At 61.9% G+C, this 20,820-nt stretch carries 17 protein-coding genes and 1 tRNA gene; 10 read left to right on the top strand and 8 right to left on the bottom strand.

Annotated features, from left to right (window positions below):
• The first annotated feature begins 10 nt into the window (after positions 1 to 10).
• Positions 11 to 3,502, top strand: coding sequence for a PAS domain-containing hybrid sensor histidine kinase/response regulator (locus tag RTX98_RS07205; RefSeq protein ID WP_312795621.1), 3,492 nt, complete (start codon positions 11 to 13; stop codon positions 3,500 to 3,502).
• On the opposite strand, the gene RTX98_RS07210 is transcribed toward RTX98_RS07205, so the two are convergent.
• The 3 genes from RTX98_RS07210 to RTX98_RS07220 form a co-directional block, all read right to left on the bottom strand.
• Complete coding sequence (locus tag RTX98_RS07210; RefSeq protein WP_312795622.1) at positions 3,503 to 4,156, bottom strand: response regulator transcription factor; 654 nt, start codon at positions 4,154 to 4,156, stop codon at positions 3,503 to 3,505.
• Positions 4,157 to 4,295: 139 nt separating this feature from the next.
• Positions 4,296 to 5,021, bottom strand: coding sequence for a phosphate signaling complex protein PhoU (gene phoU, locus RTX98_RS07215; protein ID WP_312795623.1), 726 nt, complete (start codon positions 5,019 to 5,021; stop codon positions 4,296 to 4,298).
• Positions 5,022 to 5,116: 95 nt separating this feature from the next.
• Positions 5,117 to 6,403 (bottom strand): ATP-binding protein, encoded by a 1,287-nt coding sequence (locus RTX98_RS07220; protein ID WP_312795625.1) that lies wholly within the window; start codon positions 6,401 to 6,403, stop codon positions 5,117 to 5,119.
• 108 nt (positions 6,404 to 6,511) lie between these two features.
• On the opposite strand from RTX98_RS07220, the gene ppk2 reads away from it, so the two are divergent.
• Positions 6,512 to 7,414 carry a polyphosphate kinase 2 gene (ppk2, locus tag RTX98_RS07225; protein WP_312795627.1) on the top strand — a complete coding sequence of 301 codons (903 nt, stop codon included), beginning with the start codon at positions 6,512 to 6,514 and terminating at the stop codon, positions 7,412 to 7,414.
• A 32-nt stretch (positions 7,415 to 7,446) separates the two neighbouring features.
• On the opposite strand, the gene RTX98_RS07230 is transcribed toward ppk2, so the two are convergent.
• The 4 genes from RTX98_RS07230 to RTX98_RS07245 form a co-directional block, all read right to left on the bottom strand.
• Positions 7,447 to 9,057 carry a sorbosone dehydrogenase family protein gene (locus RTX98_RS07230; RefSeq protein WP_312795629.1) on the bottom strand — a complete coding sequence of 537 codons (1,611 nt, stop codon included), beginning with the start codon at positions 9,055 to 9,057 and terminating at the stop codon, positions 7,447 to 7,449.
• Entirely contained in the window at positions 9,050 to 9,508 is a 459-nt protein-coding gene (locus RTX98_RS07235) for a DUF2231 domain-containing protein (protein WP_416223077.1), read from the bottom strand. The genes RTX98_RS07230 and RTX98_RS07235 overlap by 8 nt, the downstream gene beginning before the upstream one ends.
• Before the next feature lie 145 nt (positions 9,509 to 9,653).
• The gene (locus tag RTX98_RS07240; RefSeq protein WP_312795631.1) at positions 9,654 to 11,615 is read right to left on the bottom strand and encodes a glycosyltransferase family 2 protein; all 1,962 of its coding nucleotides are present in this window, start codon (positions 11,613 to 11,615) and stop codon (positions 9,654 to 9,656) included.
• 254 nt (positions 11,616 to 11,869) lie between these two features.
• On the bottom strand, positions 11,870 to 12,322 hold the full coding sequence (locus tag RTX98_RS07245) for a MarR family transcriptional regulator (RefSeq protein ID WP_312795633.1): 453 nt from the start codon (positions 12,320 to 12,322) through the stop codon (positions 11,870 to 11,872).
• A gap of 276 nt (positions 12,323 to 12,598) precedes the next feature.
• Between RTX98_RS07245 and RTX98_RS07250 the strand changes: the two genes are divergently transcribed.
• From RTX98_RS07250 to RTX98_RS07285, 8 genes are all read left to right on the top strand, one after another.
• Positions 12,599 to 13,717, top strand: coding sequence for a DUF3182 family protein (locus tag RTX98_RS07250; protein WP_312795635.1), 1,119 nt, complete (start codon positions 12,599 to 12,601; stop codon positions 13,715 to 13,717).
• 69 nt (positions 13,718 to 13,786) lie between these two features.
• Entirely contained in the window at positions 13,787 to 14,515 is a 729-nt protein-coding gene (locus RTX98_RS07255) for an alpha/beta hydrolase family protein (protein ID WP_312795637.1), read from the top strand.
• A gap of 148 nt (positions 14,516 to 14,663) precedes the next feature.
• Positions 14,664 to 14,740 (top strand) — tRNA-Arg (locus RTX98_RS07260).
• A 303-nt stretch (positions 14,741 to 15,043) separates the two neighbouring features.
• The gene (locus RTX98_RS07265) at positions 15,044 to 15,871 is read left to right on the top strand and encodes a metallophosphoesterase (RefSeq protein WP_312795639.1); all 828 of its coding nucleotides are present in this window, start codon (positions 15,044 to 15,046) and stop codon (positions 15,869 to 15,871) included.
• The gene (locus RTX98_RS07270; RefSeq protein WP_312795641.1) at positions 15,868 to 17,034 is read left to right on the top strand and encodes an ABC transporter ATP-binding protein; all 1,167 of its coding nucleotides are present in this window, start codon (positions 15,868 to 15,870) and stop codon (positions 17,032 to 17,034) included. Before RTX98_RS07265 ends, RTX98_RS07270 begins: the two co-directional genes overlap by 4 nt.
• Positions 17,035 to 17,065: 31 nt before the next feature.
• Entirely contained in the window at positions 17,066 to 17,968 is a 903-nt protein-coding gene (locus RTX98_RS07275) for a sugar ABC transporter permease (protein WP_312795660.1), read from the top strand.
• Positions 17,965 to 18,801 (top strand): carbohydrate ABC transporter permease, encoded by an 837-nt coding sequence (locus RTX98_RS07280; RefSeq protein WP_312795642.1) that lies wholly within the window; start codon positions 17,965 to 17,967, stop codon positions 18,799 to 18,801. Before RTX98_RS07275 ends, RTX98_RS07280 begins: the two co-directional genes overlap by 4 nt.
• Positions 18,802 to 18,833: 32 nt before the next feature.
• Positions 18,834 to 20,099, top strand: a complete 1,266-nt coding sequence (locus RTX98_RS07285) for an ABC transporter substrate-binding protein (RefSeq protein WP_312795644.1) — start codon at positions 18,834 to 18,836, stop codon at positions 20,097 to 20,099.
• 63 nt (positions 20,100 to 20,162) lie between these two features.
• Here RTX98_RS07285 and RTX98_RS07290 read toward each other — a convergent pair.
• The coding region (locus RTX98_RS07290; RefSeq protein WP_312795645.1) for a substrate-binding domain-containing protein at positions 20,163 to 20,820 on the bottom strand (658 nt) is incomplete at its 5' end.

Here is a 20,820-nt window from a genome sequence, read left to right on the forward strand (position 1 = left end):
AGGAGGACGCTTGCAGGGCTGGTCCGTTGTTCTTGCCGCACTTGCCTATGTGACGCTGCTGTTCCTGGTGGCGAGCCTGGGCGACCGACGACGCGTGGCCGCAAAAAGCGCTGGCGGACGGCCGCTGACCTACGCGTTCAGCCTGGCGATTTACTGCACGTCCTGGACCTTCTTCGGCTCGGTCGGCCTCGCATCCGAACGCAACCTTGAATTTCTTGCGATCTATATCGGCCCGGTGCTGGTCTTCGTGTTTGGCTATCCGCTGCTGCGCCGCATCATCAGAATCGCAAAGTCGGAAAAGATCACCTCGATCGCCGACTTCCTGGCCGCCCGTTACGGCAAGAGCTTTGCGGTGGCATCGCTCGCCACGATGATCGCGACGCTGGGCACCATCCCCTATATCGCGCTGCAGCTGAAGGCGATTTCGGAAACCGTCAGCCTGATGGTGGAGCACTACAATACGCGGCCGCCGGATGTGCAGTTCTTTGTTGGCGACATTTCGCTGACCATCGCCATGCTGCTTGCGGTTTTTGCCGTCCTTTTCGGCACGCGTCATGCCGATGCGACGGAGCATCAGAACGGCTTGATCCTGGCCGTCGCGGTAGAATCGATCGTCAAGCTCGCCTCCTTTGTGGCGGTCGGCGTCGCCGTGACCTTCTTTCTGTTCGGCGGCGTCGGGCCCATCGTCGAAGCCATCGGCAACAATCCGCGCGTGCAGGAAGCCGTGGGCTACAACACATCGCTGCCGACCTGGATTGTCACCACCCTCCTGTCGGCCTTCGCAATCGTCATGCTGCCACGCCAGTTCCACGTCACGGTGGTGGAAAACAGAACGGATGCGGAGCTGCGCACGGCAACGCGGGTGTTTCCGCTTTACCTGATCGCCATTAACATCTTCGTTCTGCCGATCGCCTTCGCCGGACTGACCTTCGTTGGCAGTTCCACAAGTGCCGATCTCTACGTGCTGGCGCTGCCGCTTATCGCCGGGCATGACGGGCTGGCAATGCTCGCATTTATCGGCGGGTTGTCGGCGGCCACCGCGATGGTGATCGTGGCAAGCGTTGCCTTGTCTGTGATGATCTCGAACGACCTCATCATCCCGCTTTTCGTGCGGCGGCTGGTGCAGCCCGACCGCCGCGGGGTGGAAGACTGGTCGCGCCTGATCCTCAATGTCCGCCGCGCCTCGATCTTCATCGTCCTGCTTGCGGCCTTCTTTTATTATCGCGAAACCACCAATAATACGCGGCTGGCCTCAATTGGCCTGATCTCCTTTGCCGCTGTCGCTCAGTTCGCCCCCTCCTTCCTCGGCGGCTTGATCTGGCGCCGCGCCAATGGACGCGGTGCCGTTCTCGGCATGCTCACCGGGATCATCGTCTGGGCCTACACGCTGTTGCTGCCCTCGCTGGCGCCCGCCGATACTGCCATCCTGACGCGCGGCCTGTTCGGCATGGAAGCGCTGCGACCGCAATCGCTGTTCGGCACGGTCGGTGAGCCGCTGAACCACGGCGTGTTGTGGAGCCTCGCCATCAACACGCTGTTCTTCGTGCTAGGCTCGCTGTCGCGCTCCGCCATGCCGCTGGAGCGCATCCAGGCGGCGATCTTCGTGCCGCGCGACATCAATCCCATGCCGAGCCTGCGCCGCTTCCGCACGACGGTGACGGTGGACGAGCTTAAGGACACGATCGCCCGGTATCTTGGCGTCGAGCGCACGGAACGCTCCTTCCAGAGCTTTGCGACTGCCGGCAACGAGCCCCTTCCCGGCGGAAACGAACCGGCCAGCATGACGGTCGTGCGTTTTTCCGAGCAGTTGCTGGCCAGTGCGGTCGGTTCATCATCCTCGCGCCTCATCCTGTCCTTGCTGTTCCAGCGCAACGATCGCAGCCAGAAAGATGCGCTGCGGCTGCTGGATGATGCGTCCGAAGCGTTGCAGCACAATCGGGATCTGCTGCAAACCGCGCTCGACCAGATGGATCAGGGCATCACCGTGTTCGACACGGATCTGCGTCTGACCAACTGGAACCGACAGTTCCGCTCGCTGTTCGACCTGCCGGATTCACTCGGACAAGTTGGCGTCTCGCTGCACCACATTCTGCGCCATCTGGCGGACCGCGGCGATATTCCGGCCGATCTCGAACTCACGGCGCTGAACCGACTGAGCAGCTTCGGCACGCCCTGGCGCATCGAGCTCAAGACCTCCGGCCGCATCATCGAATTGCGCTCCAATCCGATGCCCGACGGCGGGACGGTCGCGACCTATTCCGACGTGACGGCAGCGGTAGCCGCCGATCTCGCCTTGAAGCGCGTCAACGAAACGCTGGAACAGCGCGTTGCCAGTCGCACGGCCGAACTGACGCGCGTGAACCAGGAACTGGCGCTGGCACAGGAGGTGGCCGAGGAGGCCAATCTCTCCAAGACTCGCTTCCTCGCCGGTGCCGGGCACGACATCCTGCAGCCGCTCAACGCCGCGCGGCTGTATTGCTCGTCCTTGATCGAGCGGGCGGAAGAAAATGACCTGCGCCAAGCCGCCACCAACATCGAGTCCTCGCTGGAATCGGTGGAAACGATCCTCGGCGCGGTGCTCGACATCTCCCGCCTCGATGCCGGCGCGCAGAAGCCGAATGAAACCACATTCCGGCTCGATGCGCTGTTGAAGCAGATCCAGACCGACTTTTCGCCCATGGCTGCCGAGAAGCGACTGCAACTTCGCATCCTGCCTTCGACGCTAGCCGTTCACACCGACCGCAACATGTTGCGCCGGGTGATCCAGAACCTCGTCTCCAACGCGATCAAATATACCCGCTCAGGCCGCATCCTGATCGGTGTGCGCCGACGCGGCAAGCTGCTGGAAATCCAGGTGCTGGATTCCGGCATCGGCATTGCCAGCAACGATCTCAACAGCGTCTTCCAGGAATTCCTGCGTCTCGATGAAGGCGCGCGTGAAGCCCAGGGGCTTGGGTTGGGGCTGTCGATCGTGGACCGTATAGCGCGCGTGTTGCGCCTCGAAATCCAGATCGAGTCGCATAAGGGGCGCGGCACGCGGTTTTCGGTGATCCTCCCTCGTGCCGAGCCGCCGTCGCTTGCAGCCGACCAGGCTGCCTTGTCCGCGCCCGTTCCAGGTGCGGCCGACGTCGCCGGGCTGAAGATCCTTTGCATCGACAACGACCCGCAGATCCTAGATGCCATGAAACGGCTGCTGGAAGGCTGGGGTTGCGACGTGAGCATTGCCTTGAATTCGCAAGGCGCGCTGGCGTTCGAGTTGGTGCCCGACATGATGCTGGTGGATTACCACCTCGACAACGAGACCGGTCTCGACGCGGTGACCGCCATGCGCGCCAAGCACAAGCTGTTCATCCCAGCCGTGCTGGTGACGGCCGATCGCGGCGCGGAAGCGCGAAGCGGAGCGACGGCGCTCGACATGACGGTGGTCAACAAGCCGGTGAAGCCTGCGGTTCTGCGCATGACGCTCGGGCGTCTCAAACGGATGGAAGAAGCGGCCGAGTGATCAGCTGGCGCTGGGATCGCTGCCCAGCTTCGACAGGAGGATCACCGCCTGGGTGCGGCTGTCGACGCCGAGCTTCTGCAGAACCGCTGACACGTGAGCCTTCACCGTCGCTTCCGAGACGTCGAGTTCGAAGGCGATCTGCTTGTTGAGCAAGCCCGACGCCAGCATGGTCAGAACGCGCGTTTGCTGCGGCGTCAGGCTTTGCAGCCGGCGAATGAGCTGCGAAACTTCGGCGTCGCCTTCCGTGCCGAGATCGAGATGGGCGGGCGTAGCGACGCCGCCTTCCAGCACCTGGCGGACCGCACCACGGATTTCTTCCATGCTAGCAGATTTCGAAATAAAGCCGGATGCGCCGAGTTCCAGCGCGCGACGGACCGTTTGCGCGGCATCATGGGCGGACACAACGATCACCGGCGTCGCGGGAAAGGCCGCTCGCATTGCGACCAGACCCGACAAGCCGCTGGCGCCAGGCATCGACAAGTCGAGCAACAGAAGATCGATGTCGTCCTCGGCCGCCACGATGACTTGCGCGGCCTCGAAGTCGCCGGCTTCCAGTATTCGGATGTCCTCTCCAAGTCCCACCAGCGCATGTCGCAAAGCGCCGCGAAACAATGGATGATCGTCAGCAATGACGAATTTCAGGCTGGATTCCAAAAGCAGCCGGTCTCCCAAGCGAAGAGTGTCGATCCATGCCTATTATGCGGGCAAGTGCAGCCGAGGCAAAGACCTAAACGCGGGTAACCGATTGAAGCGCTTGATGCTATAGTCTGTCAGGCGCCTTGAAGTCGCAGGCTCACTGAGAAACTGCCATCGGCGCGATGACGTCGTGGCTGAGATCATCCTTGGGCCGTTCCGTCGGAAGCTGACGGCCGGTCGCGGTGTAATAAACCGTTTCCGCGATGTTGGTCGCATGATCGCCGATGCGCTCGATGTTCTTGGCGCAGAACAGAAGATGTGTGCAGGGCGCGATGTTGCGCGGATCTTCCATCATATAGGTCAGCAATTCGCGGAACATCGACGTGTACATCTGGTCGATCTGGTCGTCGCGATCGCGCAAGGAGGCGATGCGGTCTACCGAGCGGCTGGCGAAGATATCCAGCACTTCCTTGAGCTGAGCGAGAGCCAGCGCCGACAGCGCTTCCATGCCGCGAAACACACGCAACGGCTGGCGTGCTTCGCTGACGGCCACCACGCGCTTGGCAATGTTCTTGCCGAGATCGCCGATGCGCTCGAGGTCGCTGGAAATGCGGATCGCGCCGATGATTTCGCGCAGATCATGCGCCAGCGGCTGGCGGCGGGCGATGATGACGATGGCCTTTTCGTCGATCTCGCGCTGGGCGTCATCCAGCATCTTGTCGTCGCGGATGATGCGTTGCGCCAAGGCGGCATCGGAACTCACCAGCGCCTGCACGGCGCGTTCCACCATGCGCTCGGCATGACCACCCATGGCGCCAATGCGCGCCGAAAGGAACTTCAGTTCCTCGTCATAGGCGCGAACGATATGCTGCTGAGCGACCATTGCGGTTCTTGTCCGATGCAGATGGGAGTCGGATGATTCCCATTCAGATACCTGTTTTGCGTGACAAAACGACGAATTTTTGCGGCAAGCCAGCCCTAATTCGATGATATGGCAGGCTGATCGGGGAAGAAAACCGTGAACTCCGTGCCTTCCCCAATCTTGGAGCGGATCGACAGACGCGCATTGTGGCGGGTCACGATGTGCTTGACGATTGCCAGACCCAGACCTGTCCCTTTCTGGTTGCGGCTGGCTTCAGCATCGATCCGGTAGAAGCGCTCGGTGATTCGCGGGATGTGTTCGGCCGGAATGCCCGGCCCATGATCGCGCACCGAAGCGGCGATGCCGGCTTGCCCGCCTTCCGTAGTCCGGTGGAGTCTTACATCCACGCGTTCGCCGGATCGGCCATATTTACAGGCGTTTTCCAGAAGGTTCTCGAACACCTGAAACAGTTCGTCGCGGTCGCCCAGAACCTTGGCCTCTCCCTCTTCCAGATCAGTCTCGATCGCCAGGCCGGCTTCCCTCGCACGCGGGCTGATCGTGGCGATGACCGCTTCAAGGATCGGGCGCAGGTCGGCTGTTTCTCCCGGCTTCAGCATCGGCTTCATTTCCACCCGCGACAGCGAAAGGAGGTCGTCGATCAGGCGGGCCATGCGACCGGTCTGGTCTTGCATGATGCCAAGGAAACGATCGCGTGCGGCGGCGTCGTTACGGGCCGGGCCGCGCAGCGTTTCGATGAAGCCGGAAATGGAAGCGAGCGGCGTGCGCAACTCATGGCTGGCATTGGCAATGAAGTCGGCGCGCATCCGGTCGATGCGCCGCGCTTCGCTGTGATCGCGGAAGATAAGCGCGAACAGGCCGCGCGTTGCATCGAGCCGTGCGACGCTAACGCGGTACACCCGTTCCACGGGAAAGCGCTCGGCATAATCCACCGGTTCGCTTCCATCGCTGCCGTTCAGCGCATGTTCCACAAGGCTTTGCAGCTCGGGCGCGCGAAACCGCAGTTGCAGCATCGTGCCGGGGGTTACCGGATCAAAGGCCGAGAGCGCTGCCGGATTGGCATGGATCACCACGCCGTTGCGATCGAATACGATCAGGGGATCGGCGACCGCGCGGGCCAGATCGAGTTGAGAAAAGCTCGGAGGTGCCTGGACATCCTGGCTCAACCACGGGCCACTATCCGGCAAGGCAATGCTCTTGGCTGCCCGGCCGGACGTTACCAGCGCGACAAGGATCAGAGCGAGAGCAAAGCCAAGGCTCGGCCAAAGAAGCGTGGGCTGAAGCGTGCACAGCACCGCAATGGCAAGCAAAGCGACAACAAGGATCGCCAGCGCCGACACATGCGGACCTCGGTCCCGCCGCCTTTCAAGCCCTTCGGCTGCCACGATGCACCCTCCCTTTCCCGCTCCTGCAAGCGGCCCTGTTTCCAAATCCGGCTCAGGAACTATCTCCATGCATCAGATACCATGACAGGCTGATTGCAGGAGAACGGGATGAGCGAAAAAATAGCGCCGGCAAATTTTCCCGACACGGCGGCGGTGACGCTCGAGATCGATGGAACGACCCACCTGTTCGACATCGACGAGCCCGATCTGCCGAACTGGATCGAGGATAACGAGCTGAGCGCCGGCGGCTTTCCTTACGACAAGGGCATGAAGAAGGACCCGTTCGAAGCACACTTCGACAAGCTTCAGGTCGAGCTGGTCAGACTACAGGATTGGCTGCTGAAAACCGGCAAACGCGTGATGATCGTGTTCGAAGGCCGCGACGCCGCGGGCAAAGGCGGTACAATCGGGGCCTTTCGCGCCAACCTCAATCCCCGCACGGCGCGCAACGTGGCTCTGCCCAAGCCCACCGAAACCGAGCGCGGCCAGTGGTATTTCCAGCGCTACATCCAGCAGTTTCCGAGTCATGGCGAGTTCGTGACCTTCGACCGCTCCTGGTACAACCGGGCCGGCGTCGAGCGCGTGATGGGGTTCTGCACGGAAGAAGAGCACCAGCGCTTCCTGCATGAAGCGCCCCTGTTGGAGCAGATGATCGTCAATGACGGCATCCACTTCTTCAAGATCTGGCTGGATATCGGGCGCGAAACACAGCTCAAGCGCTTTCACGACCGGCGCCACAGCATCCTGAAAAGCTGGAAGTTCTCGCCTATCGACATTGCGGGCCTTGGCCGCTGGGACGCTTATACCCGCGCACGCAATGAGATGTTCGAAGCGACCCACACCAAGCATGCGCCCTGGCTGGTTGTGCGTTCAAACGACAAGCGCCGTGCACGGATCGAGGCCATCCGGCACGTGCTGCTGACAATCCCTTATACCGGCCGCGACCGCGACGCGATCGGCGAGCCCGACAAGAAGATCGTCGGCGAAGGGCCGAAGCTGCTGACGCCTTGAGATCAGGGCGTCGAGCGAAGTCAGTTTTCGGCTTAGCGCGGCGTTGCGCTCGGTAGAACAGCCGGCGCAATCTGCGTTTGGGACGGTCCGCCGGAAGCCGCATTTCCTTGCGCGGCTGACGGGCTGGGTTGCTGACCGGTCAGTAGTTCGTCGGTTGAAGCCGCTGGAGCGGCGTTCTGGTTCGGTTGGACTTGGCCCACGCTACCGGCTTCCGGCAAAGATTGCAGGTTTGAAGCCGATGCCTGCGCCCCGGCATTCGCACCGATCTGGTCGGTACCGACTGGCAGCGGCGAGATCGTGCCGTCTGCAGCCGCCACGCGCCAGACCGTGTTGCCGGCGTCATCGGCAACCAGGAGTGCGCCCGTACCGTCGATGCCGACACCCACCGGACGCCCTTGAGCCTCGTCTCCTTGCAGGAAGCCGGTCACGACATCCTGCGCCTTGCCGACCGGCTTGCCATTTTCGAAAGGCACGTAAACGACCTTGTAGCCGTTGAACGCCGTGCGGTTCCAGCTGCCATGTTCGCCGATAAAGGCACCATTGGCGAAGGCTGCCGGCAGAGCCGAGTTCATGGAGAAGGTCATGCCCAGGGCCGCGACGTGACTGGACAGGGCATAGTCGGCGGGGATTGCCTTCTCCACCATATCCGGCCTTTGCGGATGCACGCGCTGATCGACATGGCCGCCATAATAGCTCCATGGCCAACCATAGAACGCGCCGTCCTGCACCGATGTCATGTAATCGGGAACGAGGTTCGGCCCGAGTTCATCGCGCTCGTTCACGACGGCCCAAAGCCGGCCATCCTGCGGATTGAAGCTTAGCCCGTTCGGATTGCGCAAGCCGGACGCATAAACGCGCGCTGCACCCGTTTGCCGATCCACCTGCCAGATGGCGGCCCGCCCTTTTTCCGCTTCCAGCCCGTTTTCCACGATATTGGAGTTGGAGCCGACGGAGGCATAAAGCATGCGGCCATCCGGGCTGAGTGCGAGGTCCTTAGTCCAGTGGTGGTCGATCGGGCCGCCGGGAAGTGCCGTCACCAGCTTGGGCTGCGCGGTGATCGCGGTTTGGCCGAGCTCATAGGGGTAGGCAAGGATCGCGTCAGTGGCCGCCACGTAAAGCGTGTTGTCGATCCACGCCACGCCAAAGGGCGAGTTCAGGCCTTTAAGAAGGTCGCTGCGTTCATCCACCGTGCCGTCGCGATTAGTGTCGCGCAGCAGCGTGATGAGGTTGCTTTCCTTCTTCTGACCGCCACCCCCGCCATGCGCGATCGACATGATCCAACCTCGGATCATGTCCTTGGGGCGCGAAAGCGGCTCGACGCCAGGACCTTGGGACTGGATCACCAGAACGTCGCCATTGGGCAGCGTATGAACGGTGCGGGGATTGGCGAGATCCTTGGCATAAGCTGTGATCGTCAGCCCTTCGGGCACGGTCGGCATCTTGTTGTTCTGCCAGCCGATCACCTCGGCGACCTTCAGATCGGGCACAAGCTGGGAGCTTGGTTCCGGTAGAACCGGGTTCGGCCCGATCTGTTGCGAGACATCAAAGTTGGTGCTTTCATCGGAGCAGCCAGCCACCATAAGAAGAGCCGCAGTGCTGCCGGCAAGGGCGGAAGCGCGGAGGAAGGATGAGCGGTTACGCATAGTGGTTCACTCCCACGCTTCTACGCGACACAGCCGAGCGGTTGAGCCAGGCAGCCAGAAGCATCACCACGAAAGTCACGGGAGACAGTGCGAGACCGTAAGGCACAACGGCGGTCCAGCCATCGCCGGCATGCACGAAGCTGTTGGCGACGGCCAAGAGGAGCACCACCACATAGGCGATGATCGCCGCCCAACTCGGCCGGAACAGGCGCGTCCTTCGCCGGGCCAGCATCTCGATGACACCAACGACAATTGCCACGCCGCCGACGACCAGCCCCGCAAACAGCAGCCAGGCGGAAAAATTTTGCCACAAAATGTTGGCGGAGCGCCAAAAAGCGATGTCGGTCAACAATGTGAGCGTGAAGCACACGGCCGGAAACTGCGCGAGCATCCCGTAAAGCGGGCGTGAGGGAATAGGCACCGTAGCCGGTACCGAATACGTCGTGTCCATCGCTCGCCTTTCGTGTTCCAGACCACGTCTGGCAATCTTACTCCCAGCTGGCGTCCCTTGTTCCCGGACCGAAAAGATTTCTCGCTTTTTGCCGCCGATAGGTGCGGCGACGGATAGCTGGGAGCGCTGAAACAGGGCTAGCGTCTTAAGAGCTTCGGCTAACCGGCTTCATCCACCGGCTCTTGCTCATGCGATGGGGCGTCTTTTCCCAGTGGAAGGGCTTGGCATAAAGATGCCAGGCCGCGCGCCAGGCGGCATAGGAGATCATCATCCAGTAAACGGGCGTGGCGAGCACCGTCTTCCACAGGCTCTTGCGCTCGCGCTTCACCAGCGTGGCCGCGCCAAGCACGAGGAAGGCTGCATAGCCGCAGCTTATGTTGATCACATCGACGGCGAACAAAGCGGAATGCGGCGTGGCCGTTTCGGCATGAAGCATTTCGAAGAAGATGGCAGCGATCGTGACGATCATGAGCGGATGCGCCAGGGCCGAAATCACCATGCCGGCAAACAGCACCTGAACGATCAGGAACGAGGCCGTCCCGATCTCCCGACGCAGCTGCCGTGGATTGCGCATGTGGACCAGCCAGGTTTGCAGCCAGCCCTTGAACCAGCGCGTACGCTGCGGCACCCAGTCGCCTAGCCGGTGCGGCGCTTCCTCGAAGGTGGGATAGGTGATCGTGCCGGAGCGATAACCAAAGCGCGCCAGCCGCAAACCGAGATCGGCGTCTTCCGTGACGTTGAACGGGTCCCAGCTGCCGACGGCTTCCAGCGCAGTGCGGCGGAAATGGTTGGACGTTCCGCCAAGCGGCAACACCACGCCCTTGTTTGCCAGCCAGGGCAGCATTCCGCGAAACAGCGCGGCATATTCGAAGGCAAACAGCCGCTGGATCATGCCTTCGCCGGCATTGGTGATGACCAGCGGCGCCTGCAGGCAGGCGAGGTCCGGCGGCGCATCGCGGAAGGTCTGCCACGCTTCGAGCAGTTGCAGCGGATGCGGCTTATCCTCGGCATCATAGATCGCCACTAGCTCGCCGGATGTCAGCGGCAGTGCGTAAGTCAGCGCTTTCGGCTTGGTGCGCGGCCCCTGCGCAGGCACTTCGATGATCTCGACCCAAGGCCGCAGGGTATGCGCCCGCAATGCTTCCAGCGTTTCCGTATCATCGGCTTCGCAAACCAGCTTGATCTCCAGCTTGGCGCGCGGCCAGACGATCCGCCCCAGCGACGTCAGCAGTTCCGGCACGACGGCGGCTTCGCGATAGAGCGCGATCATGACGGAATAAACAGGCAGATCGGCAGGCGCGACAGGCGGCAGCTTGGCGAGGTAAGGCGGCTCGGCCCGGCGCGCGGCCAGCATTCGCAAGGCAACGCAGCCCAGGAAGAACAGCGAGAAAAGGAGATGCAAAGCGAGCATCGCTGCGCTCGGCCATAGGGCAAAGCCAAGCGGCACGGAAACCAGCACCGCGCCGATCGCAAAGCCCTGCCCAACCGTCGCAACAACGTTGGCCGAGCAATCAGGGACGTTGCTTGCGAGGGTTTCGCAGGCGCGGGCGCTCAAGCGCGGTTCGGAACAGGTGATCAGCGCCTTTCGCAGCATCGACGGCGCCACAACCGCCATGCGCCCTGCGCGTTCAGGATGGTCACCCAGCATCCGCCGCAGACCGCGGAGATCAAGCAAGCCTGCTCCGACCAGCTGTGTGGGTGGACGGTCGGGCTCGACATAAAGGATCGGCCGCGCGTGCCTCGAAGCGAAAGGCGAACCCAGAAGCGTAAGCGCGTCGCCTTCCCGGACGATCAGCCGTGCCGGATCGACAGCCGGCATAAAGGCCAGCCGCAAGTCCATAGCGATGGCGCGATAAAGCCGGTCTTCCGCACACAGGCCAGCCGCCAGAAGCTCGACGTGGAACGGCGTCTTGTTGGCGCGCGCCCGGGTGGCGACAGGCACGAGCCGATCCGCTGGGATACCGAGCCGCTGCAACACCGGCAGCCACTCGCAAGCCTCCTCGAACGGATCGAGCGGCGATGCGCCCCGCCGAACCAGCGCCTGCGGCTGTCGATGCGGGCTGTTGTCGTTCAGCTCCGGTTCTAAGATTTTCTCGACGGCGCTCATGCGATCACGCGTACATGAGGAAGATCGCCGTCCGGCAGTCTCCAGCAGGACGCAAGATTATCCTGCGCTGCCGAGAGCATCCTCACGCCAAGATGCTTGTCCGCGCGCGATCGGATGGCAATCCCCGCTCCATGAGCCATAAACGCAACTTCCCCACAACGCCGCACAACTTACAATCCCCATCCCGATTGTAGTTGATCCCAGCGGATGCGCAATCACCCGCTGCGATGAAGAGGCTGCTTTGTTGTGGCCAACTATCGGCGCTCGCCGCTTTCCTTCGCCCAGACATCGGATGCGATGCCGATCACGGCCTCAAGCGCCGAAGCGAGTGCTCCGCGCTCCCGGTCGCTCATGCGCTCGATGACCTCGACAAGACTGCGGATCGGATCGCGCTCCAAGAGAAGGTAGCCCTTTTCGGCCACTTCCAGATGCTCGGCACGCCCGGCCGGCTGATGCGCTGCCTTGCGCACCAATTCCTTCTGGATCAGCGTGCGCACGGTGCGGCTCACCGGTCCATTGGCGAGGCCTTGGAAGCGCGCGAGGCTGCTGGCCGTGCGGGCGCCATCCGGCGATTTTGCGAAATAGCGCAGCGCCGTCCATTGCGCGGGATAAAGGCCCTCCGCATAGCCGATCGAATGAAGGGACCGTCCTGCCAATTCCAGACGCTCGGCCAGAGCCGGTGCGGAAATCGTCTTCTTTGCTGCCACGGCGCACCTCAAGCAACCAGGAATGCTGGGGATCGTGCCCGTGGCGGATACTGCTGCGATCCGTATGGGTCACTCGACAGCGATCCAGTGAGCAGCACATGCAAATCTGTCGAAAAAGGGACGCCGGCTAGGCTCCAGCCAAAGCCTGCTGACGTTCGCAGCCATTCCTGCCTTCAAAAGCGGCACGGGAACCTTTGCACAGCCCATTCCTTTTCGTCGACGTTCCGCTTGAGCGGGGCGGCCCAGTGAAGCCAAGTCCTAGCAAAGGAGGCTCCTATGCAAGCCGTTCTCGAAGCAGCCGCTGATCCGCGGCAAGGCCGTGTCGTCATTCTTGCGGCAGGCTCCGGCTTTCGCAGCCAGCATGAGCGTGACACCCGCCACTGGATTGCCGAACAAGTGGCCGCGATGAAAGGCTACGCCTTTCGGCCCGCCGATCCCGTTCCCGATGGCGCCAGCACCTATCTGCTGCCCAGCGATGCCCTGGCCTTGTCGGAAGCAGCCGTGCTCGGCCTGAAGAGCGAGCATGATTTTCTCGGCGGCATCGTTCCTCATCCCTTCGTTGCCACGAAGGCGATCGTCCATCCGCTAGTCTCGCGCGACGCTGCCCAGCCGGAAGGCTGGTCGCACGATTTTCCTGAAGCCGTACGCGATGTCGTGCTTGGGGGTTACACCGTGTTTTCCCGCGACGATGCGATCGAAGCCGCCCGGCGCCTGCTGGAAAGCAGCGCGATCCGCTTGAAGGCGGTCGAGGAAACCGGCGGACGGGGTCAAATCGTCGTCCACAGTGAGGCTGATCTGGATGCCGCCCTCGCCCATTTCGATCCGGATGTCATCGCGCGCGCAGGCCTGGTGATCGAAGAAAACCTCCTCGACGTCATTACCTTCAGCGTCGGTCAGGTCCGTTTCGGCGACATGGTGGCGTCGTATCATGGCACGCAGACGCTGACCCGCAACCATGATGGCAACACGGCTTATGGCGGCTCAGCCCTTGCCGTGACGCGCGGCGGGTTCGATGCCTTGCTGGCAAACGCACCAACGCCGGAAGTCGCACTCGCCGTTGAACAGGCCATGCGCTTCGATGCTGCCGCCGACCGCTGCTTCCCGCAAAGCATCATTTCGCGCCGCAACTACGATGTCGCGCGGGGCAGCGCGGCCGATGGCACGGTCCGGGCCGGCGTGCTGGAACAAAGCTGGCGGATGGGCGGCGCAACGCCAGCTGAAATCCTCGCCATCAAGACGCTGATCGCCGAACCTACCCGGCATACGGTCCATGCCGTGTGCGTTGAGACCTATCGCCAGGACGTTCAGATCCCGCCCAATGCAGCAGTCACCTTCAATGGCGACGATTCGGATATCGGACATATCAAGAAGTATGTTTATATCGATCCGTGCTGAGGCAACGATGGCACGAAACCAAGATGGCGCGGCAGTGACCGCGCCGTTTTTCGAGGACTGACATAATCAATGCGCAGCCACGTCATACAAATCAATGTCGGCGACGAACCTGTTGCCGGCACGCTCGCTTCCCCCGAAACCACCCTGCCCGGCGTCCTCTTCATCCATGGATGGGGCGGCAGCCAGGAGCAGGATATGAGCTGCTCTAAGGAAATCGCCGAACTCGGCTGTATGTGCCTGACCTTCGATCTGCGCGGGCACGCCGCCAGCAAAGCCAAGCAGCGCTCGGTGACGCGCGACGACAATTTTCGCGATGTGCTGGCCGCCTATGACGTTCTGGCCGGCCAGCCTTCGGTCGACAAGTCCGCCATAGCCGTGGTCGGCAGCAGCTATGGCGGCTACATGGCAGCGCTTCTGACGCGGGAACGGCCGATCCGATGGCTCGCCATGCGCGTGCCCGCACTCTACCGCGACGAAGAATGGTCTACCGCCAAGGCCTCGCTCGAGCGCAAGGACCTCATGAAGTATCGCAACATGGCGCTTCCACCGGAAGACAATCGTGCCTTGGCGGCCTGCGCGGCCTTTCAGGGCGATGCGCTTATCGTAGAGTCCGAACAGGACGACTTCGTGCCGCACCAGACCATCACCAACTATATCAGCGCCTTCCGCGCCGCCAATTCCGTGACTTACCGCGTACTGAAAGGCGCAGATCACGGGTTATCCGACCCCAGCTGCCATCGCGCCTATGACAAGCTTCTCCTGAAATGGATAACCGAAATGGTTCACGCCGCACGCTGATTGTGACTGGTTGTGGATCTTGGCCTCAGCATTGCACTTTCGTGACAAAAACAACGACGAAGCGCTTGCCTTTCGTGCCGCAAGTGGCTAGTTACCGCCCCACGACGACGGAGCGATCCTTCGTCGCCCAGGCAGCTTTGCCTGATGCGCGCCCGTAGCTCAGCTGGATAGAGCACCAGACTACGAATCTGGGGGTCAGGAGTTCGAATCTCTTCGGGCGCGCCACTTCTTTCCGTAGAATCGTTGATCTGCATAACCAAGGCGCTCCTTTGAAGCCCGCAGCTCATTGCGCGCCGTTGCTTAGATCAAAGCAAGCATCCAAAGCGTCACGACGACGATCGTGGTTCGCATGAAGTCTCGCCGCACCTTCGCTAGGCCTCCTGTCACCCAACCTTCTGTGTCGGTTCTGTGACGAAATTGGAAAGCAGGCTGAAACGGCTGTTACGTGGACGACATGCAGAGGCTTTAGAGCTCCGGAGGAGTGAGGCGCCGCGCTAGACGGAGCCCGCGAGGACTCCGGAGACGGCTTTGAAAATCATCCAGATCACCGACACGCATTTCAGCCCCAAGAAGCAACACTTCAACGGCAACTGGGCGCCGCTGCTGAACTGGATCGACAGCCAGGATGCCGATTTGATCGTGCATACCGGCGATCTGACCGTCGACGGTGCCGACAACGAGGCGGACATCGCCTTTTCCATGGAGCTGATGCGTCAGCTTCCGGTGCCGATGCTGATCGTGCCGGGAAACCACGATGTCGGCCATTATCCGGACATGCACCAGCCAGCAAACGCCGAACGGCTTCAGCGCTGGCGCGGGTTGGTGGGCGGCGACCGCTTCGTGGAAGACAGCGGGGATTGGCGTCTGGTCGGCATCAACGCGCTTCTGCTCGGGCATGACAGTGACGAGGAAGCCATGCAGTTCGATTGGCTGCAGAAGGTCCTCCAAGAGCGCGGCGGACGTCGCGTTGCCCTGTTCTCGCACAAGCCGCTGTTCGTCGATGCGCCTGATGAAGGCGAAACCGGATACTGGGGCTTCCGCCCGAAACCGCGGCAGCGCGTCTTCGACCTGATCGCCGCGCATGACGTGGCTCTGGTCGGCACCGGTCATACCCATTGGGCCTGGCAGGGCAAGTACAAGAACACGGCGCTGACCTGGGCGCCGTCCGCCGCCTTCGTGATCGACAAGCTCGAACGCGAAATGCCAGGCGAGCGCCGCGTTGGCGCTGCCGTGCATGAGCTAAACGGCGATGTTCGCAGCGAGATCGTCACCGTGCCGGGCATGGTGGCGCATGTGATCGACGATGTCGTGCATGAAGTCTATCCGTGGGACGCCCCGCCGGAGGTGGCGGCATGAGCGCGCTTTCGCTTCGTAACATCGAGAAATCGTTCAACGGCAATCCGATCCTGAAGGGCGTCAGCTTGGATGCCGAACCCGGCGAATTCATCGCGCTCGTTGGCCCATCGGGCTGCGGCAAGAGCACGCTTTTGCGCATTCTCGCCGGTCTGGAAACCGCCGACAGCGGCACGATTACGGTTGGAGATCAGGATCTCACCAAGCTGCAGGCTGCGGCCCGCAATGTCGCGATGGTTTTCCAGTCCTACGCGCTTTATCCGCATCTCACGGCTGCCCAGAACATTGCGGTTCCCCTTGTCATGCGGCGTTTGACACGCGCACAGCGCTTGCCGCTCGTGGGACCGCTGATGCCTGGTCAGCGGCTGGCAATTGCCGACATCAAGCGCGATGTGCGCGACATGGCTGTTTCGCTCAAGATCGACCATCTGCTCGACCGCAAGCCCGGCCAGATGTCGGGTGGGCAGCGGCAGCGGGTGGCGCTTGGACGCGCCATGGTGCGGCGTCCCGCGGTGTTCTTGATGGACGAACCGCTGTCCAATCTCGACGCGAATTTGCGCGTTCATGCCCGCGGCGAGATCGTCGAATTGCACCGCCGGGCCGGCGTTCCGACGGTTTATGTGACGCATGATCAAGCGGAAGCGCTGTCGATGGCGGATCGGGTGGCGGTGATGATCGGCGGCTCCTTGCTGCAGCTGGCGCCGCCGGCCGTGATCTATGACGATCCCTGGCATATCGGGGTCGCTAAATTCGTCGGACAGCCGCGGATTAACCTGATTTCGCAACAGGTTGCAGCGGATGGGACGGTCGGGCTCGGGGAAGCGCGGTGCGGTCTTTCGCGGATCGATGTGGCGGTGGGATCGGAGGTCACGCTCGGTATCAGGCCGGAATTCGTCAGCGTTTCGCGCGAAGGCCGTGGTTTGCCGGCGCTGGTGGAGCGGGTGGAGTTTCTTGGCTCCGAGATCATCGTTTACAGCCGCCTGGAACAGTCTGGCGACACGATGATCGCCAAGCTTACGCCGACGGAAGGTGCTGGAATATCAACAGGTAAGCGGATCCATCTGGCGGCCTCGCCGGGGCGGTTGTTCGTGTTTGCGGGGGATGGCCGGCGGTTGCGCTCGACGTCGCTGATCGCCAGCGATGTCAGGGAACTCGCCTATGGCTGAGATCGTCGCGACGCCTTCTCAAGGCCGGATAATGGGCCGGATTTCGGCTCGCTCCAGTGCCGCCAGGCATGAAGCGCGAACGGCCTGGCTGCTCGCCGCACCTGCAATCCTACTGACATTTTTCTTCATCGTCCTTCCGGTTTTAGCCGTCATCACGCTCGGTTTTTCCGATTTTGAGCTCGGATATTCCGGTTTTCAGTTCGTTGGCGCCGAAAATTACCGTGAACTTTTCGGTGATCGGACGTTCCGGCAGTCGCTCTCCAACACCTTCGTCTATGCCGCGATCGTGGCGCCGGTTTCGATCTTTTTGGCGCTCGGTCTTGCCATGCTGATCGAAGCGGAAGGGATCGGGCGATCGTTCTTCCGGACCGCCTACTTTCTTCCCGTGGCGTCGCTGCTGGTCGCGATGGCGACGGTTTGGCAGTACCTGTTTCATCCGAGCATCGGGCCGATCAATGCGATGCTGGCACTTGTCGGCATTCAGGGTCCGAACTGGCTCGGTGCATCGGGCACCGTTCTTTACAGTCTGGCGATCATCGGCATCTGGCAGACGGTCGGCTTCAACCTCGTTCTGTTTCTTGCCGGCCTCACCGCCATTCCGCGTGATCTGTATTCGGCGGCGGAAGTGGATGGCGCGCGGTCTGCCTGGGACCGGTTCCGGCTGGTGACCTGGCCGATGCTCGGACCCACCACTTTGTTCGTCACGACGATCAGCGTCATCAATGCCGTGAAGGTGTTCGAGACGGTGAAGACGCTGACGGAAGGCGGGCCGAACAAGGCCTCCGAGGTTCTGCTTTTCACCATCTACCAGGAAGGCTTCGTGTATCTGCGGGTCGGCTATGCCTCCGCCATGACCGTGGTTTTCTTGGCCATTCTGATCGTCCTGATGATCGTGCAATACCGCATCCAGGACCGGCAGGTGCATTACACATGACCTCCAACGGTTTCACCCCGGCAAGGGTCGTCCGGCTCGCCGTCTTGAGCTTCGGCGCGCTCCTTTTCCTTAGCCCTTACATCTTCATGATCTCGACGGCCGGAAAGGCGCAGAGCGACATCTTCACGTCCTCGCTCTCGCTGATCCCTGAGCATTGGCACCTCGTGGAGAACTTCAGCAAGGCGTGGTCGCGCGTTTCCATGACGACGTTGTTGTTCAACGGCGTGCTGGTCTGTTTGCTGATCCTCGTCTTCCAGGTTGTGGTCGCCATCCCATGCGCCTACGCGATGGCCAAGCTGAAGTTCAGGGCGGCGCGCGCCATGATGGTGCTGGTGATGCTCGGCCTTCTCGTGCCGATCCATGCAACGGCTCTGCCGCTCTACGTCGCCTTCGATCGCGTCGGTGCACTAAACAGCTACGTCTCGCTGGTCGCACCCTTCACGATCTCGGTGTTCGGCATCTTCCTGTTTCTGCAGTTCTTTCGCTCGATGCCGGATGACCTGATCCATGCCGCAAGGCTGGATGGCATGAGCGAGGTCGGCATCATCGCCCGGGTCATCGTGCCCAATGCCTGGCCGGCGATCACCGCCTTCGCGATCTTCTCCGTGGTTGCGCATTGGAACGACCTGTATTGGCCGCTGATCGTGGTGTCCAACCAGGCTTACGCCACGCCGCCGCTCGGCCTGCTTTACTTCCGCGCGGCGGAAGCTGGCGACGACTACGGCGCGCTGATGGCCGCCACCCTCATCATCACCTTCCCCCTCGTCGCTGCCTTTCTGCTCGCACAGAAGCGGTTCGTCGAGGGCATCACCATGACCGGTCTCAAAGGCTGATCCGGTTTCATCCTCCAAGGAGCACTCCCCTCATGAAGCACTTCACCAAGCTGCTCGCGACCGCTGCTGTCGCGATCACCACCGCCTTCCCGGCTTTCGCCGACACCACGCTGACCGTGCATTACGCGATGCCCGGCTTCTTCAAGGACGTGATGGACACGATCTCGAAGAAGTTCATGGAAGAAAATCCGGACATCAAGATCCAGTTCGCCAACCCTTCCGCGACCTATGAGGAAGGCATCCAGACGATCATGCGCCAGGTCGGCACGTCCGAAATGCCGGACCTGACCTTTATCGGCCTCAACCGTTTGCGCATGGCCGACGAGCGCGGCATTCCCGTGGATTTGGGAACGCTGATCGCCAAGGATCAGAACATGGCGGAACAGGGCTTTTCGGATAACATCCTCAAGCTCGCCCAAGTCAACGGCAAGCAAGTCGGCCTCGCTTTCGCGACCTCTAACCCGATCATGTATTACAATGCCGACCTCGTTAAGCAGGCTGGCGGCAACCCGGACACTCCGCCCAAGACCTGGGACGAAGTGATCGCGCTCGGCGCCAAGATCAAGGCGCTCGGCAACGGCGTCGACTCCATCGATTTCCGTTGGCAGGGTGACGACTGGATGTTCTCAGCGCTTCTGTTCGGCGCCGGCGGCACGATGCTGAACGAAGACGAGACCGAAGTCGCCTTCAACGGCCCCGCTGGCCAAAAGGCTATGGAAGTGGTCGACCGCCTGGTGAAGGAAGCCGGCATGCCGGTGTTCACCAAGCCGGCCGGCGAGCAGGCTTTCGTGGCCGGCAAGGTCGGGATCGCCTTCCAGACCACCGGCGCCCTGCGCAACACGATCAAGAATGTCGGCGACAAGTTCGACCTGCGCACGGCCGAAATCCCGCTGATCGATCCCGAAAACGGCAAGCTGCCGACCGGTGGTAATGCCGTGGTGATCCTGACCAAGGACGAAGCCAAGCAGGATGCGGCCTGGAAGTTCGCCAAGTTTGCGGCCGGTCCTTACGGCGCGTCGGTTGTGGTTCCCGGCACCGGCTATGTTCCGAACAACGAGCTGGCCGCCAAGTCCGCAGAGTACCTCGGCGACTTCTACGAGAAGAACCCGCTGTTCCAGGCCGGCCTCAAGCAGATGCCGCGCATGATCCCCTGGTATGCCTTCCCGGGCGCCAACGGTGTTCGCGTGACGCAGACCATCGTCGACAACACCTCGCGCGTGGTGGATCAGTCCGCAACGCCTCAGGAAGCGCTTGATGACGCTGCCAATGAAGTAAAGCGCCTGCTGCCGCGCAAGTAACAGCGCCAAGCGTTGAAAGCCGCCCTGTGCAGTTTCGCAGGGCGGCTTTCGTGCGTTTGCCCATCAGATCGCGCGAACGGTGCCGCCGGTGCGCAGACTGAACGATATTTCGAGATGACGCGGCGTGGCGTCGTTTTCCGCGATGTCGAGCAGAAGCGAAGCCGCAGCAGCGCCCATGCTGACATCCGGCATTTCGATCGTGGTCAGTACCGGATTGATCATGCGGCCGATGGCGATGCCGTCGAAGCCGGCCACCGACAGATCGCCCGGCACCGTCAGGCCTTCGCGCCGCAGTGCGCCGATGACGCCCAGCGCCAGAAGATCGTTGGAGGCGATGATCGCGGTGGGTTTGGCTATGCGCAGGGCTTCGCCGAGATCAAGCCCGTCATAATCGCCAAAACCGACTTCGAGCGCTTTCAGGGGTTGAAGCCCGGCCTGCGCCATCATGGCGAGATAGCCGTCATAGCGCCGACGCGCGCGATCGGATGCGGCGAAACTGCCGGACACGAACAGGATGGCGCGATGACCATGCTCGATCAAATGGCGCGTGATCGCCTGACCTGCCGCATGATTGTCGGCCGTGACCGCTGCCGGAAACCGTTCGGTCGGGCGATTGTTCATAAGAACGACATGCGGCATCTCGCCGGCAATTGGTAGCTCCGCGCTTGGATCGCAGAGTGTCAGGATGAGGCCGGTTGGGCGCTCCGACAAAAGGGTGGCG

It is taken from the genome of Tianweitania sp. (assembly GCF_032053605.1).
GTDB lineage: Bacteria > Pseudomonadota > Alphaproteobacteria > Rhizobiales > Rhizobiaceae > Tianweitania.